At 45.9% G+C, this 15,149-nt stretch carries 17 protein-coding genes and 1 riboswitch; all 17 genes read right to left on the bottom strand.

Features of this window, described 5'->3' with window-relative positions; translation table 11 throughout:
* Positions 1-7 precede the first annotated feature (7 nt).
* The 17 genes from ccsA to mscL all read right to left on the bottom strand — a co-directional run bounded on the left by ccsA (position 8) and on the right by mscL (position 15,056).
* The gene (gene ccsA, locus NST45_RS06580) at positions 8-1,270 is read right to left on the bottom strand and encodes a cytochrome c biogenesis protein CcsA (RefSeq protein ID WP_036676173.1); all 1,263 of its coding nucleotides are present in this window, start codon (positions 1,268-1,270) and stop codon (positions 8-10) included.
* Positions 1,267-2,952, bottom strand: a complete 1,686-nt coding sequence (locus tag NST45_RS06575) for a cytochrome c biogenesis protein ResB (RefSeq protein ID WP_038572442.1) — start codon at positions 2,950-2,952, stop codon at positions 1,267-1,269. Before NST45_RS06575 ends, ccsA begins: the two co-directional genes overlap by 4 nt.
* Positions 2,952-3,473, bottom strand: coding sequence for a redoxin domain-containing protein (locus tag NST45_RS06570; RefSeq protein WP_038572444.1), 522 nt, complete (start codon positions 3,471-3,473; stop codon positions 2,952-2,954). The genes NST45_RS06575 and NST45_RS06570 overlap by 1 nt, the downstream gene beginning before the upstream one ends.
* Positions 3,474-3,593: 120 nt before the next feature.
* Positions 3,594-4,352 (bottom strand): pseudouridine synthase, encoded by a 759-nt coding sequence (locus NST45_RS06565; protein ID WP_036676166.1) that lies wholly within the window; start codon positions 4,350-4,352, stop codon positions 3,594-3,596.
* Positions 4,353-4,372: 20 nt separating this feature from the next.
* A complete protein-coding gene (locus NST45_RS06560) occupies positions 4,373-4,717 on the bottom strand; it encodes an N-acetylmuramoyl-L-alanine amidase (RefSeq protein ID WP_036676164.1) in 345 nt (114 codons plus the stop codon).
* Between the two features lie 60 nt (positions 4,718-4,777).
* Entirely contained in the window at positions 4,778-5,311 is a 534-nt protein-coding gene (locus NST45_RS06555; protein WP_036676158.1) for a spore maturation protein, read from the bottom strand.
* 7 nt (positions 5,312-5,318) lie between these two features.
* Positions 5,319-5,984: a nucleoside recognition domain-containing protein gene (locus NST45_RS06550; protein ID WP_036676157.1), complete on the bottom strand. Its 666-nt coding sequence runs from the start codon at positions 5,982-5,984 to the stop codon at positions 5,319-5,321.
* Between the two features lie 36 nt (positions 5,985-6,020).
* Positions 6,021-7,220 (bottom strand): D-alanyl-D-alanine carboxypeptidase family protein, encoded by a 1,200-nt coding sequence (locus NST45_RS06545; RefSeq protein WP_339825203.1) that lies wholly within the window; start codon positions 7,218-7,220, stop codon positions 6,021-6,023.
* A 250-nt stretch (positions 7,221-7,470) separates the two neighbouring features.
* Positions 7,471-7,959, bottom strand: a complete 489-nt coding sequence (gene ytfJ, locus NST45_RS06540) for a GerW family sporulation protein (RefSeq protein WP_036676154.1) — start codon at positions 7,957-7,959, stop codon at positions 7,471-7,473.
* A gap of 89 nt (positions 7,960-8,048) precedes the next feature.
* On the bottom strand, positions 8,049-8,756 hold the full coding sequence (locus tag NST45_RS06535) for a DUF2953 domain-containing protein (RefSeq protein WP_076101497.1): 708 nt from the start codon (positions 8,754-8,756) through the stop codon (positions 8,049-8,051).
* A gap of 181 nt (positions 8,757-8,937) precedes the next feature.
* Positions 8,938-9,540, bottom strand: a complete 603-nt coding sequence (scpB, locus tag NST45_RS06530; protein WP_036676149.1) for an SMC-Scp complex subunit ScpB — start codon at positions 9,538-9,540, stop codon at positions 8,938-8,940.
* The gene (locus NST45_RS06525; RefSeq protein WP_036676147.1) at positions 9,509-10,300 is read right to left on the bottom strand and encodes a segregation/condensation protein A; all 792 of its coding nucleotides are present in this window, start codon (positions 10,298-10,300) and stop codon (positions 9,509-9,511) included. The genes scpB and NST45_RS06525 overlap by 32 nt, the downstream gene beginning before the upstream one ends.
* Before the next feature lie 136 nt (positions 10,301-10,436).
* Positions 10,437-10,904 (bottom strand): 6,7-dimethyl-8-ribityllumazine synthase, encoded by a 468-nt coding sequence (gene ribE, locus NST45_RS06520; RefSeq protein WP_076104483.1) that lies wholly within the window; start codon positions 10,902-10,904, stop codon positions 10,437-10,439.
* Between the two features lie 36 nt (positions 10,905-10,940).
* On the bottom strand, positions 10,941-12,194 hold the full coding sequence (locus NST45_RS06515) for a bifunctional 3,4-dihydroxy-2-butanone-4-phosphate synthase/GTP cyclohydrolase II (RefSeq protein ID WP_076213568.1): 1,254 nt from the start codon (positions 12,192-12,194) through the stop codon (positions 10,941-10,943).
* A 62-nt stretch (positions 12,195-12,256) separates the two neighbouring features.
* Complete coding sequence (gene ribE, locus NST45_RS06510) at positions 12,257-12,925, bottom strand: riboflavin synthase (RefSeq protein WP_076213571.1); 669 nt, start codon at positions 12,923-12,925, stop codon at positions 12,257-12,259.
* 54 nt (positions 12,926-12,979) lie between these two features.
* A complete protein-coding gene (gene ribD / locus NST45_RS06505) occupies positions 12,980-14,080 on the bottom strand; it encodes a bifunctional diaminohydroxyphosphoribosylaminopyrimidine deaminase/5-amino-6-(5-phosphoribosylamino)uracil reductase RibD (protein WP_076213574.1) in 1,101 nt (366 codons plus the stop codon).
* A gap of 218 nt (positions 14,081-14,298) precedes the next feature.
* Positions 14,299-14,472: riboswitch (FMN riboswitch) on the bottom strand.
* Between the two features lie 188 nt (positions 14,473-14,660).
* Positions 14,661-15,056: a large-conductance mechanosensitive channel protein MscL gene (mscL, locus tag NST45_RS06500; RefSeq protein ID WP_036676141.1), complete on the bottom strand. Its 396-nt coding sequence runs from the start codon at positions 15,054-15,056 to the stop codon at positions 14,661-14,663.
* Positions 15,057-15,149: the final 93 nt, after the last annotated feature.

Here is a 15,149-nt window from a genome sequence, read left to right as displayed (position 1 = left end):
ACTATGCTCAGTCCGTCCCCGCGTAAGAATGAAGTCCGGCGATGACTAAATTAACGCCAACCAGAGTAAACATTACGACCAGGAAGCCAAGCACAGCCAGCCAGGCAGATTTTCTTCCTTGCCATCCACGAGCCAAACGTAAATGAAGATAAGCGCTATAGAAGAGCCAAGTGACAAGCGCCCAGACTTCCTTAGGATCCCATCCCCAGAATCTTCCCCAAGCGATTTGCGCCCATATCATTGCAAAGATCAAAGCGCCTAATGTGAAAATAGGAAAGCCAATGGCTATCGCCCTATACGTAATCTCATCTAGATCGCCCTCATCAATTCCGTCCATCACTGGGTGTAAAGCAGTGCCCAGCGGTTTACGTACGATCAAGCGAAGAACTCCGTAGAGGATTAATCCGGAAAGGAGTGACCAAATTACAGTATTAAACTTCCGTCCAGCATTTACACCATTCATCCAAGATGGTGCCTCAAAGAGTGGTTCTTTTATGCCAAGAAACGACTGGAAGCTCTCAATTTCGCTATTGTGAGGTGCCACAATCGGCGGCATTCGATAACTCACTTTCTCTATTGTACTATTTTCCTGCCCGGGGCTGTCAATCGTAACGTTCGGACGGACAAAAACAGTTTCGTAGCCTGCTCCGCGGAATGCAAAAACAGAACCCAGAAACCCAATTATAACAATGATTGAAAAGAGAGTAAATTCGACCAGCCTCTGTTGCTTGCGATCCGCCTTCTCTTTACTGGAAAAATTGACTGTTCGCAGCAGATACATCAGTCCCGCCGCAAACCCTACTGCGAAGAAGGATTCACCTAGTGCAGCCAGTGTTACGTGTATCTTTAAGTAGTTTGATTGAAGAGATGGAATCAGCGGCTGTACTTCCTGTGGAAACACTGCAGCATAAGCCATCACAATAATACTGATTGGAACTGCAAAGAGACCCAGGATTACCTTACGATAAATAGCGTACATCACGGTAAAGGCAACCATGACCATCATCGATAAAAAAGTCATGAACTCGTACATGTTGCTGACCGGAATATGCCCTGAGCCCGCCCAACGTGTAAAGAAATAAATAAGATGAAAGATAAGACCTATTGAAGAGAAAATAAAAGCAATTTTGCCCCAACGTGCGGTATGTTCCTCCGGCTTGCGGCCTGACCACTTGCGACCCATGATGGCGATAGTGAATAACATAAACGAACCGCTGTATAATAAAAATGCGGCAATAAAGACAGCGCTGCTGATGTCGAGCAAGCTCATGAAAGGCCTCCTCCATTATCTAATGATTTTTCATCGACTACCAGATCTACTTTTTCTAAAATAGAAACGATCTCACGGCGGAAACCGAACCAGTTCTTGTTCGTATGTCCTCCGAGGATGAGCTCCCCGTTAGCAACGGTAAGCCAGATACGTCTATGCTGCCAGTAGAAGCCAAGCACTAAACCCAGCATCACGATTGCTGCACCTAGCCATACAAACGGCATTGCACGATCAATACGTATATTCAAGTAAGTAGTCGATTCCGAAAAATCAACGTCGCTCATGTTGTCCACTTCAAGCTCAAGAAATCTATTGCTCCCGCCAAGCTTATCGTTAATGGCAGCCTGTTGAAACTGCGCCTTATCCACCTGTTTAGGAAAATAGAAATACTGCTGCCCTTCCGCCGGGAGATCCGGACCTTGTATCAGGAACAAAAAAGCAGGTGCATTCGGATAAGGTGATTTGGAAATCGGCTGTCCATCCTCATTTAGACCAAAATCCATATACTTTTCTTTCAAAGTTAAAGTATAAGGACCCGCCTGAATTGCCCGCGGAGGATTCTTCATGTCCAGCTTAAATTTGCCGAACGCCTCGCCAGTGGTGGAATTCTTAAGCTCAGGCTGTACCGAACGCAGCACCGGGGTCAGATCATAATCAAACTGATACGCTTTCAATCCTTTATAATCCAAAGGTGAATTTACTTGGATATCATGTTTCGTCACCTCGGATAGCTGTGGTTCCTTCGAAGGGTCTCCACAATCCGCGGTGCATTCATAAAGCACAGCTTGGGTCTGGAATAGCTTTGGAAGTATTTTTTTGCCTCGAAATTCCTCAGGCATCTCTTCCTCCGTATAAAACTCCACGGTGAATTTCTCATTTTTCAAATAATAGGTGGTGTCCGGAATCTGTGTGATCTCCCCTTGCGGGAAAGCAAGATGCTGATCCATGTTCAGTCCCGGCAATCCTCTTGCTAATACAGCAAGTAAAAAAATAATTAAGCCAATATGTATTACATAAGGTCCCCAGCGGCTGAAGCGATGTTTCTCTGCCAGCAGAGCTCCTCCATCCGTCTTCACGCGATAGCCCTTTTTACGCATTGGCTGAATTACCCGGGCTACCCAAGCTTCTGGTTCCTCTTGTACTTCAGTTACTAACACAGCTTTTTGCCGAGTTAAGAACTGACGATGTTTCCGAATCTTCTGCCTGGTTAAGGCCTTATAGAGCGGAAGTACTCGGTCCAAGCTACAGATCACAAGTGAAGCGCCGATCATTACGAGTAGAGTTACAAACCACCAGGATTCGTATGTATGTGAAAGTCCAAGTTTGTGATAAATATATCCGGCTGTTCCGTACTCTTGCTTGTAATAAATTGAGGCATCAATATTAAGAAAAGTACTCTCCTGCGGGAAAATCGTCCCTAACATAGAGCCTATAAGTGTCAACACGATCAGATAGATCGCTATTTTGACGGAAGAGAAAAAGTTCCACACCCGATCAATAATCCCCGGGTTAACGCGCTGAGAACGGCGAGCTACGCCATCGTAACGCATTTCCAAATTCTCGCCCCAGTCTGATTCTTTACCCAACGGCTTCCCGCATGCTTCGCATAAAACAGTGCCTACAGGGTTCTGGTGACCACATTCACATTTGGTATTGGTTATAAATGCCTCGCGTTCACTCATCAATCCACCAGCTTCCCAATTTGATCATCAAGTGAATTCAAATCAAGCTGGCCGATATGAATGTTGTCAATTTTACCCTTGGAATTAATGAATAAGGTAGTTGGCAGCGGAGAAATACCATAACTTCGTACAGCATCACGTCCAGTGTCCATCAAAATCGGAAAATCGATGTTTACTTGCTTCACAAAATTCTCGACAGTCATCCGGTCTTCGCCCACATTAATGCCTAAGACCACTACGTCCTTGTCCTTCCATTTCTCCCATTGCGCTTGGAGAGCCGGCATTTCTTTGACACAAGGTGCACACCAAGAGCCCCAGAAATTAAGCACAATAGTCTTGCCCTTATATTCGTCTAGGGTATGAGCCAGACCGTCAAGCCCAAGCAAATCAAAGGAAGGTGCTTTGCTCCCTTCCTCTGGTTTGCCGCTTCCCCCAAATACAGAGGAACCGATGGCATAACCGCCCACTATAACAATTAGAAACAGAATCACGATTTGAATTGGTTTTCTTGCTTTACCCACACGTAAAGCCCCCTTCTGTGACGCAACTCATACTTATGTTGTAAGGTGTGAACATCCTATGAACATTATAGCGAATTTCGTCACAGCTTTAGGGGGTTTAATTGTGAATATTCTGTGTCTTTATGACTCTTTACGTGGAGTTCTTTCTTTAAGCAATCCTGCTTTGGCAATTTGCTGCAGATGGTTAATTTCATCCTTGGTCAAATGACGGTATGAGCCACGTTTGAGATTTTGCAGCATAATATCCCCGAATGAAATCCGTTTCAGACGGAGTACGGGGTGTGAAATCGCATCAAACATGCGTCGTACCTGACGATTACGTCCTTCGTGAATCGTGATGCTGATTACCGCTTCTTTATTTGCTTCATCAATATCCTTGTACTCTACTTCCGCAGGCGCTGTCATGCCATCTTCCAGCTTAATGCCAGCTTTCAGCTTGTCCAATGCAGTACCATGCGGTATACCCTTGACCGTAGCATGATACGTCTTAGGTACATGGTGCTTCGGATGGGTTAGCAAGTTAGCAAAGTCCCCATCATTTGTCAGCAGCAGCAAACCTTCCGTATCGTAATCGAGCCGGCCTACAGGGTAAACCCGTTCAGTAATTCCTTTTAGGTAGTCAGTTACAACCTTACGACCCTTTGGATCGGAAGCGCTTGTGATAACTCCCTTAGGTTTGTTGAACATAATATAGATTTTGTTCTCGCCCCGGATCAGTCTACCGGAAACTTTAATAATATCTGTTGCGGGGTCCACCTTCGTGCCAAGCGTAGTTACGAGTTCCCCGTTGACTTCCACTTTACCGGCCAAAATCATTTCTTCACACTTACGTCTGGACGCCACACCGGCCTGCGCCAAAATTTTCTGTAATCTTTCCATATTCGACTAGTCACCTCAGATCAATGATAACCATCAGAGGGATAAATCACAAGTTCATTCCAAGGAAAAAATGCTCCTGGGCAGGAATTATTGTGGGGTTCGATGATTAAAGGGGAGATTTGGTAGCGTTCTACTAATTCTAAAACGAGTTTAGCCGTTGCAAAAAGCTGCTCCTTCCTTCCGGATATTGGAGGATCGCCCACTTCCTTTCCAAAATCACCTTCCAAACAAATATGAATATACTCTGGATCTGTCAGTAGCGGTGCTGCATAAATTGCGCCATCCACTCCTACCCAGAAGTCAAAACCTTTACCGTTAATGGATGTACAGCTAGAATGATGCAGAATAAAACCTTTATAGTTCATTGCGGAATGCCCCCCTCCACATTGCTGCAATAGCATATGTTCAGGGGGGCAATGGGGTGACTATCCAAATAATAGCAGACACACAGCGATCGCAGCGACAAAGCCGACAACATCGGAGAACAGGCCAACCTTAAGCGCATAACGGCCATTCCGTACGCCTACAGCTCCAAAGTAAACGGTCAAAACATACAGCGTTGTATCTGTGCTCCCCTGTATGGTGGAAGCAATCATACCAATTAAAGAATCCGGGCCATGCACACGGATCAGATCCGTAGTGTAGGCAAGCGACCCTGTCCCCGTAAGCGGCCGCAGAAGACCAAGCGGCAATACTTCGGCAGGAACACCAAGCCCACGCAGGGCAGGGGAAATGAAACCCATGAAAAAGTCCAGCGCACCAGAAGCGCGAAAAACACTGATCGCAACCAGCATCCCCACAAGATGGGGAATAATCGCAATGGCCGTGCCAAACCCATCTTTCGCGCCTTCAACAAAGGATTCGTAGACTGGCACTTTGCGCGTAAAAGCATAGAGCGGGATGAACGTGATCATGACCGGAATCGCCCATGCCGATATGAGACTGATGAACTGGTACAAATCACGTTCACCCTTTCAATGAGGAATTAGGGAGTGTTGTCTTCGTCAAAGGAGGAACCCCAGACTTTGCTGAAGGGGGCTTCGGCGGTTTGCGCAGTAAAGTCAGCCTTCGGAAAAACCGGTCTGCCGCAATCGCTGCAAGTGTCGCCACGGCCGTTGCTGCAAGTGTTGTACCTACTATGCCTGCGGGATCGGCTGAACCATAGTTTAACCGGATGGCAATCAGTGTGGCTGGGATAAGCGTAATGCTTGCTGTGTTAAGTGCTAGAAGAGTACACATGGCTGGTGTGGCGGTCTCTTTATCAGGGTTAAGCTTTTGCAGCTCCTGCATCGCCTTGATGCCCATTGGCGTTGCGGCATTGCCTAGTCCCAGCAGATTAGCACTCATATTGGAGAGAATATATCCAATGGCAGGATGCCCTTTCGGCACATCAGGGAATAAAAAAGCTACGACAGGGCCAAGCACCTTGGCAATCTTTTTAAGCAAACCTGCATCTTCTGCTATCTTCATGATTCCAAGCCAGAACACAAGCACACTGATTAAGCCAAAACTAACCGTTACCCCACTCTTGGCTCCGTCGAATACGGCGGCTGTAAACTCATCCATTCTGCCGTTAACGGCGGCGAACAGAAAACCGATGATGATCATTCCTAGCCAAATCCCGTTAATCATGGATACGCCTCCTTCTTCATTCATCAGCCCATTTTCTTATTTCGAACTCGCTCCCATTTCAAATAGAGCTTTCAGCGCACTGCCCAGCGCCTGGAACCAATTGTTTGCCGGATAAGACTGGGCTAGTGTGGGACTATACTTTTTCATATAAGCAGATTGCTCAGGAGGCAGATTCTCAGGAGTATACACCGGCACGCGGCCTATTTCTTTTCCGCCCAGCTCCAGCACAAGCGCCCCTTGCAATCCAAAATTTGCTCGCGTAGCTTCGGCTGAGACCGTTTCCTTCTGATTCAAAACAAGTTTCGTGATCACTCTATTTTGTTCACCTTGTCCAAGTGGATAAGCAAAGGTTTTGGAGGTTACAAAGTTATAGCCCGTCACGGCATCACCACGTTCGATCAGTGTTTTGAGCGGATAGTGATTAAACCCGAAGTTTAGCAGGGAAGCATGATCATTCCAGTCATCGCCGTCATTTATAGTAACTGCAACAAGCTGCTGGCCGTTTCTGGTGGCAGAGCTGACAAGGCAGCGCAGTGCTTTTTTGGTATAACCTGTCTTTACACCGTCCGCTCCCTCGTATAAATACAGCATCTTATTTTTGTTTCTCCATTTGTAATCCCATTTCTCATTTGGATTGTCTGCAGTTTTCTCCTGCGTCTTCACAATTTCTTTAAATACAGGATTATGAAGAGCATAAGCGGTCAGAACAGCCAAGTCGTTGGCACTTGAATAATGCCCTTCAGCGTCAAGACCATGGGGATTAGCAAAATGAGTATGGGTTAGCCCTAGCTCCTCAGCCTTAGCGTTCATCAGGTATACAAAACCTTCTTCAGAACCACCGATATGCTCAGCGATCGCCGTTGCTGCATCATTCCCTGAGCGCAGCATCAGGCCATACAGCATATTTTCCAGCGTCATCTCTTCCCCCTGCTGCAAGTAAATAGAAGAGCCTTCTTTCGCATAGGCATTTTTTCCTACTTTGACTTTAGAGGCTAAATCACCATTCTCAATGGCGACGAGGGCGGTCATAATTTTGGTCAAGCTGGCAATAAGCATAGGCTCATCCCCACGGCTGCTGTACAAAATACGCCCGGATTCCACATCAATCAGTGCCGCTGCTCTTGCATGTGTAGAGATAGAGCTGTTCTCGGCCTGAATTGAAGATAGCGGCGCCAGAAGCAGCAGCGAAAGGCAGAATATTAAGGCGAATGGCCATTTACGGGTTATTGTCTTCATGTTCATCCTCCGGCTTCTTATCGGATCTTAAGTAAAAGTGTTTATGTTGTACAAGTGTATGCGGACCAGCCTTAGGGTATGTCCACTCCTTGGGATGTTCCACACAAAATATCCCCACAATGTGAGGCCTTGCTTCGATATTTTTTCAGGTAATTTGCGGGGACCAAAATATACTTTCTGATACGTCAAAAAAGGGACACCGCCTGATGTATGGCGATATCCCCGAGGCTATTTGTAGAATTATGTGTACCTAATGAGTTGAAGATTGAGATGTACTTGGATCGGTTTTAACAGGTGCTGCTGCTGGTGTGGCAGGTGTTGGCGGCGTTTGAGCTGCAGCATTGCTGGTTTGGAACATGGTTTGAATTTTGTCGATGAGCCCTGGTGTTGCGTCGATGATTTTTTCGAATAGGTGAGTTTGATTGTCCAGAGGGACAATATTCACTCCATCCTTACCTACCACTAAAAAAGCGATCGGTCGAATGGAGACGCCTCCCCCGCTACCTCCACCAAATGGAAGCATTTTGACTCCACCTTGGGAGCTTGAACCACTTATAGAATCTTCTACTCGATAATCACTACCACCAGCAGCAAATCCAAAGGCAACTTTACTGATAGGCAGGATGATGCTGCCGTCAGGAGTTTGTACTGGATCTCCGACAATGGTATTCACATCTACCATGCCCTTGATATTTTCCATCGCTGTTTGCATTAGGCCTTGAATAGGATGGTCGCTCATATTGTTTCCTCCTTTAATTGAGTACGATTTCTCTTTCTTCTACAGCGTATATCATCCCCACTTCCGCCCATTTGTATGTAACTTTCATTTTAAACTTTCCCATGTGGCTCCTGACGCATCTGTTTCAGCAGATTTCTCCAATGGCCGATCCCACCTTTTTCACGCAAGACACGCCGAGATAGCCGCATTAAGGCATACAAAGTATAGCCGACTGAGATTTTCCCCTTACAGACAAACTCCATTGCAAAACAAAGCTCATCTTCAAAAACAGGCTTAACAAAAATTCGAGGGTGCTGCTGCAATTTCACCCACTGCGAAATAAAACCAACAATACTCCACTTCAGGCCCCAAACCGCTCCCGATGCGGTCGCAGTATCTGCTGCATCACCAAGAGAGAAATCGGTGGACCAATCGAGCTTTGATATTTTCACATGAGCTACAGTCTCTTTTAACCATTCCTTCAACCCGCGTGTAGATTTTACAGCTTGGTTAACATTGTCGCGCCAGTGCATTACTCTTTCTTTATCGAATATCTCTTCTTTTACGGTATCTACACCTGTCGTCGCAGTCCCTGTCTCTTTAAACTTTCCCCACACACCCTGCTCCAATCCCTTAAAAACCAATTGGGGAAGTTCATAGTGAAGCTTTATCAGACCAAAAAGAGAGGTAATATCTAATTCGAGCAGGTCATTTTTTCCATGTTTATAACACCGTATGCGGAAATCGATAGATGAAGACAGGACCAGGATCAGTGCCAGCACAAGCAAAACGAGGGGAATTGCAAGCCATAACGTCACGTATTTACCTCCAAGAAACCTTAATAATGGGAACCTTTGGTTTAGTATGGCAATTTAAGCTGGAAAAAATTCGGGGTTTGCATAAAAAATATGAGCTTAAATAAAAATAGGGACTATCCCAAACCACATAAATGGTTTAAGGGCAGTCCCTTCAATACAATTATTAGCGTTCTCGTACGAACTAAGGCAGCTCGACATCCTCAAACGTCATTTGAGTATCCAGCTTATTGAACAATAGCTGCGTCTCTTCTTCCAAATTATCCGTGGACTCAAAGTTTGTTGGTTCCGGCAGATCCTTTAGACTGGCAAGACCAAAGCTCTCCAAGAAGGATTTAGTCGTCCCGTACAGAATTGGCCGGCCTACCGCTTCCGCACGACCAACCTCATGAATCAAATCCTTGTTATTCAGCGTGTGAATTGCACGTTCCGACTTCACACCCCGGATCTCTTCAATCTCCACCCGCGTAATCGGTTGGCGATAAGCCACGATTGCGAGAGTCTCTAAGGCAGCCTGAGACAAGGTTGATCTGGATGGTGAATAGGCCAGACGCTCAAAATAGTGGGCATGATCAGGCAATGTAGCCAGCCGATAGTTCCCGGCAATTTGCACTACCTGTAAGCCCCGCTCCTGTGCTACATAATCTTCTTTCAGTTCCTCTAATGCTCCGGCCGCAAGCTCTGGGCGCTGTTCCGTAATTTCAGCCACTTGGCGCACAGAGATTCCTTCATCCCCTGATAGAAACAGCAGACCCTCAATAATCGATTTCAGCGTTTTGTAATCCATTGAAGTGTTCTCCTCCTCTCCACTCCATTACGATGTCATCAAACAATTTCTCTTGGTAGCAAAAAATCGCCTTCATTTTCATCAGTTCCAGAATCGCAAGAAAAGTAACTACGATTTCGTGCCGTGCCATTTCATCGTGAAGCAGTGCGGAGAAATGCAGCTTACCGCCTGTTCCTCTGCGCTGCAGCGCATCTGATACATCACGTATACGATCTTTTACCGATATTTCATCCCGGGTGATCCGCTGGTAAGAAGACCTTCTGGCAGCCTTACTTAGCGCTTTACGAAAAGCGGCTATTAAGTCTGAGGTATGTAGTCCTTTTAGCGTTTGATCAATCTCTTCTGGCACGAATGGACCCAAATCCTCAGGCTCCTTCGTAAAAATCAAGCTCCGCTCGCTCTCCATATCCATTAGATGTACAGCAATACTCTTGAACTTACGATACTCAATCAGTCGCTGAACAAGTTCAGCTCGTGGATCAAATTCATCCTCTTCGTAATATTCAAAATCATCGATCTCAATGACCGGTGGTTTGGGCAGCAATAGCTTGCTCTTTATAGATAAAAGGGTAGCGGCCATCACGAGAAATTCACTCGTAATATCCAATTCAAGCTCCTGCATGCTACGCAGGTATTCCATATACTGTTCGGTGATCTCGGCGACCGGAATGTCCTGGATGTCGATTTCCGCCTTATCAATTAAATGCAAGAGCAGATCCAGCGGACCTTCAAACGTCTCCAGCTTGTACAATACAGTCACGAAGCATCCTCCCGCCAAAAAAAGTAAAGTGCAGCGCCCGTCTGGACGCTACACAAGTAGAAAGGGCTCTTATAATCCATGCTTTCTTCTTATACTATAAATAAGCACGAATTCGACTGATTCGTCAATAGCTGACTTACTTAAACAGTTTGTTAAGATTCGCCATTTCAATCGCAGCAGTCGCAGCATCCCAACCTTTATTGCCTGCTTTAGTTCCTGAACGCTCGATGGCCTGTTCAATATTTTCAGTAGTAACTACGCCAAAAATGGTTGGCACGCCGGTCTTAAGATTGATAGCGGCTACTCCTTTGGCAACTTCATTACATACATAATCATAGTGTGTAGTGGAACCACGGATAACCGTTCCTAAGGTAATTACAGCGTCGTATTTGCCGCTTTCAGCCATTTTTTGCGCGATCAATGGAATTTCAAATACCCCTGGAACCCAAGCAACATCCACTTCATCATCACCGGCACCATGGCGTTTAAAGGCATCGAGTGCACCTGACAAAAGCTTGCTGGTAATAAATTCATTAAAACGTCCTACAACAACTCCGTATTTTAACCCCTCAGAAACTAAGTGTCCTTCTAAATATTTCGGCATATCCATCATCTACCCTTCGTTTTTTATAATGTATGGTTAAGCTTTCGAATCCTCATTTTGTTCAATATCGTCAAAAGACAGCATATGTCCAAGCTTCGCTTGCTTCGTGTGGAGATAGTTGGTGTTGTCCTTGTTCTCCGGCATTTGTATCGGCACGCGCTCAACGACTTCCAATCCATAACCCTCCAGCCCTTTGATCTTACGCGGGTTGTTCGTGAGCAGACGGATTTGGCGCACACCCAGATCCTTCAGAATTTGTGCTCCAATTCCATAATCACGCAGATCTGCTGGAAAACCAAGCTTTAGATTCGCATCTACAGTGTCAAGACCTTCCTCTTGCAGCTTGTAAGCCCGAAGCTTATTGATAAGGCCAATGCCTCTGCCTTCTTGGCGCATATAGAGCAACACGCCCCTGCCGGCAGTTTCGATCTGCCGCAGTGCAGCTTCAAATTGCGGGCCGCAATCGCAACGATGGGAGTGGAATACATCACCCGTCAGGCATTCGGAATGAACACGTACAAGTACTGGCTCATCGCCGGAAATATCTCCTTTTACCAAAGCTACATGCTCTTTATCATCCACTTCATTTGTATAAGCTATGGTCTGAAAATCCCCAAAGTCGGTAGGAAGTCGTACAGACACTTCTCGCGTGACGAGTTGTTCTTTTTCATTGCGATAATGAATAAGATCCTTGATGCTGATCAGCTTAAGATCATGCTTGCGGGCAATTTCGATTAGATCAGGTAAGCGGGCCATTGAGCCATCTTCCTTGATAATCTCGCAAATGACACTGGCTGGATAAGCGCCACACATCCGCGCTAGATCAACAGCAGCCTCCGTATGTCCGGAGCGGCGCAGAACGCCACCTTTTTTCGCAATCAGCGGGAACATATGTCCCGGTCTGCGGAAATCAGCAGGTTTCGCTTTTGGATCGATCATGGCCTTAACGGTCAAAGATCTTTCCCCCGCAGAGATCCCAGTGGTTGTATCAATATGGTCAACAGATACGGTAAAAGCCGTACCGTGATTATCGGTATTGTGGGTTACCATGGCTTGCAGTTCAAGTTCTGCCGCACGCTCCTGGGTAATAGGCATACAAACCAATCCACGTCCCTCAGTAATCATAAAATTGATGACCTCTGGTGTCGCCTGTTCAGCAAGGGCTATAAAATCCCCTTCATTCTCACGATCTTCATCATCCACTACAATGATGACTTTACCGCGCATTAAGTCATATATTGCATCTTCAATCGGATCCAAGACACTTTCCTTTTTCGATTGCTCGCTCATGATCCTATCCTCCTAAAAGCTTTACGAAAGATTATTCCCTTCTTCGTAAGCAAACTCTTTATTTAAACAAACCCGTTCGCCGCCAAGAAATCATGACTAATCCCGGAGCTGCTCTCGCCTTCCTCATCCTGGGCGGCTGAGCCATAATGCAACAGATGATCTACATATTTGCCAAGTACATCACACTCGATATTCACACTATCCCCGGCCCGTTTGTGCGTCAGTACTGTTTCCCCTAACGTATGCGGAATAATGGACACTGCCAGCGATGAGGCCGTAGTCTTCACTACAGTTAAACTAATGCCGTCGATCGTGATCGATCCCTTAGGGATAATATATTTAAATAGTGATTTACGATCCGATGCAATCTCGAATACGACAGCATTTTGATCACGTTTTACACTCTTAATAATGCCAGTGCCATCAACATGTCCTTGAACAATATGTCCTCCAAAACGCCCGCCAGCTGCCATCGCTCGTTCCAGATTCATCCGGCTGCCGGGCTTCAGTTCCTTCAGGTTGCTATTCCGGTAGGTCTGTGGCATTACATCCACTGTAAAGGAATGATCGCCCAAAGTTGTCGCCGTAAGGCAAACCCCATTGACGGACACACTGTCACCGATTTTTAGATCATCCATGATGACCGAAGCGGCAATATTCAGCACCATCATTTCCCCACCGGCGGAGACACTGCGCAAAACACCAACCTCTTCAATTAATCCGGTGAACATGATATCCCTCCTAAAAAGCATTACTTCCTCAAATTCACTTCGTTTAAAACTTTTTTAGCGTACCGGAGTACCGCTGATACATACATTATCTCCTAGCACTTTTACTTCCAATCCTTCAAGTGAGATCGCATCCTTCATCAGCTCTACACCCGGGAATACGAAAGTCCCTTTCGCTTCTGCACCACCACCGACAATTTTTGGAGCGAAGAAGAGAATCACACGATCCACTAGCCCGCTTTCCAGCATCGCACCGTTCAGCGTTCCCCCGCCTTCAAGCAAAATAGAGCCAATTTCCATTTCGCCAAGGGATATCATGGCCGCCTTCAGATCCACTCTTGGACCTGCTCCGCACACAACGATTTGAACACCTGCTTTCAGCAGTGCAGCCTTCTTAGCAGGATCTGCAGCATCGGTTGTTACAATAAGAGTAGGCGCTAGGCCATCACATACAACTGCCGAATCCAGAGGAATACGTAGCCCGGAATCAATGATGATCCGCGTCGGGTTAATGCCAGGCACTTCTGTTCTTGTTGTCAGAGAGGGATTATCAGCAATCACTGTATTCACACCGACCATGATGCCCTGATGCCGATGCCGCAGCGTATGTACGATCTCCCGCGCTTCCCCATTCGAAATCCATTTACTGTCACCAGATTTGGTAGCCAGATTGCCATCAAGCGTGCTAGCACTCTTCAGCGTAACAAAAGGTTGTTTTGTCAAAATATATTTGATAAAACGCTCATTCAATCGAAGCGCGCGATCACGCAGCAAACCAACTTCGACCTCAATCCCTTGGTCACGCAGCATTTGGATTCCTCTTCCTGCCACCTGTGGGTTGGGGTCTTCACAAGCAACCACAACTCTAGCTACCCCTTCATCGATCAGCCTTTGGCTGCAAGGTGGAGTCTTTCCATAGTGGCTACACGGTTCTAGTGTGACATATGCCGTACTGCCCTGTGCCTGCCCAGCTGCCATATTCAAAGCGTGCACCTCGGCATGCCCCGTACCTCGCTGTAAATGAGTTCCGAGTCCAATCATTGCTCCATTCTTCACCACAACGCAGCCAACAACAGGGTTAATTCCCGTCTGTCCTTGGGCACGTTCGGCCATGTCCAGTGCTAGCGACATATAAAAATCATCATTCATGTTGTCCATCTCTTCCTCCTATCCACTGCTGTCTATTCTTAAGCTAAAAAAACAGAAAAACCCATCTCATTCTCCAGGAGGAGTTCAAGATGGGTTATGCGAGAGTTAATCGGCAGTCCAAATAAAAGTGTGCTTAAATAGCCGTCAATCGACGGGTATTGTGAAATATCGCACATAATTATATGGAAACACTGCGATCCGCCAGTCCATTGCAGACAAGCGGTCAACCTCTCCTTCTTCCATCCAGACTATACTGTCGGTCCCGGAATTTCACCAGGTCCACCGTTCGCGTCAACAACGCGAGCCGGGTAGCGGACTGAGCACTGTAGATGAACTTAATAAGTTACTTCTACAACAGCATCACCGCCGGTAGGGAATTACACCCTGCCCTGAAGGATTGATCCTTTATTTAATTGAGGTTCAAGTTTTCCTTACTAACAAAATTATCACTTACACCAGCGAAATGCAAGTGCGTTTATTATATTTACTTAAAATTTGTAACTAGATTATAGATTGTACTGAGTTTATAAAAGGAAACCAAGAAGCGCCAGGACAAGGACTCCTGGCGCTTCTTGGTTATATTCCATGATTACAAACCACGTTCTTGTTGTTTCAAAAGATCACGAATTTCCGTAAGCAGCACGATATCCTCTGCAGGTGCTGGAGTCTCTACCACTTCAACTTTAACGGCTTCTTTGCGCTGAAATTTATTGGCCAGCTTGATAACCAGAAAAATGGAAAATGAAATAATAAAGAAATCCACAACCGATTGTAAAAATAGTCCATAAGGTATTTTCAGGTCCGTACTGACTTCAAGCACCCGATCCTTCAAATCTATCCCACCAGTAAGCAAACCTGCAATTGGCATAATAATGTCATTTACTAATGAAGTTACAATCTTTCCAAATGCAGCTCCAATAATGACCGCAACCGCTAAATCAAGAACATTTCCTTTCAAGGCAAAAGCTTTAAATTCCTTCCACATATTCCAAATTACCCCCAACATATTTAATTTGAAATTATTATAGCATAGTAGCTTCCTAATTCTTAAGACTTGTTAAGAAACTATTAAGTTTCC

Source organism: Paenibacillus sp. FSL R7-0163, assembly GCF_037969975.1.
GTDB lineage: Bacteria > Bacillota > Bacilli > Paenibacillales > Paenibacillaceae > Paenibacillus_AQ > Paenibacillus_AQ odorifer.
Note: the sequence above shows the minus strand (reverse complement) of the source record. Positions and strands in the feature narration are given on the sequence as shown.

What these genes read in the sequence shown, in the direction of transcription:
- ccsA (WP_036676173.1), bottom strand. Translation starts at nt 1,270, where the DNA reads ATGAGCTTGCTCGACATCAGCAGCGCTGTCTTTATTGCCGCATTTTTA.
- NST45_RS06575 (WP_038572442.1), bottom strand. Translation starts at nt 2,952, where the DNA reads ATGAGTGAACGCGAGGCATTTATAACCAATACCAAATGTGAATGTGGT.
- NST45_RS06565 (WP_036676166.1), bottom strand. Translation starts at nt 4,352, where the DNA reads ATGGAAAGATTACAGAAAATTTTGGCGCAGGCCGGTGTGGCGTCCAGA.
- NST45_RS06560 (WP_036676164.1), bottom strand. Translation starts at nt 4,717, where the DNA reads ATGAACTATAAAGGTTTTATTCTGCATCATTCTAGCTGTACATCCATT.
- NST45_RS06550 (WP_036676157.1), bottom strand. Translation starts at nt 5,984, where the DNA reads ATGATTAACGGGATTTGGCTAGGAATGATCATCATCGGTTTTCTGTTC.
- NST45_RS06545 (WP_339825203.1), bottom strand. Translation starts at nt 7,220, where the DNA reads ATGAAGACAATAACCCGTAAATGGCCATTCGCCTTAATATTCTGCCTT.
- ytfJ (WP_036676154.1), bottom strand. Translation starts at nt 7,959, where the DNA reads ATGAGCGACCATCCTATTCAAGGCCTAATGCAAACAGCGATGGAAAAT.
- scpB (WP_036676149.1), bottom strand. Translation starts at nt 9,540, where the DNA reads ATGGATTACAAAACGCTGAAATCGATTATTGAGGGTCTGCTGTTTCTA.
- ribE (WP_076104483.1), bottom strand. Translation starts at nt 10,904, where the DNA reads ATGCCGAAATATTTAGAAGGACACTTAGTTTCTGAGGGGTTAAAATAC.
- NST45_RS06515 (WP_076213568.1), bottom strand. Translation starts at nt 12,194, where the DNA reads ATGAGCGAGCAATCGAAAAAGGAAAGTGTCTTGGATCCGATTGAAGAT.
- ribE (WP_076213571.1), bottom strand. Translation starts at nt 12,925, where the DNA reads ATGTTCACCGGATTAATTGAAGAGGTTGGTGTTTTGCGCAGTGTCTCC.
- ribD (WP_076213574.1), bottom strand. Translation starts at nt 14,080, where the DNA reads ATGGACAACATGAATGATGATTTTTATATGTCGCTAGCACTGGACATG.
- mscL (WP_036676141.1), bottom strand. Translation starts at nt 15,056, where the DNA reads ATGTGGAAGGAATTTAAAGCTTTTGCCTTGAAAGGAAATGTTCTTGAT.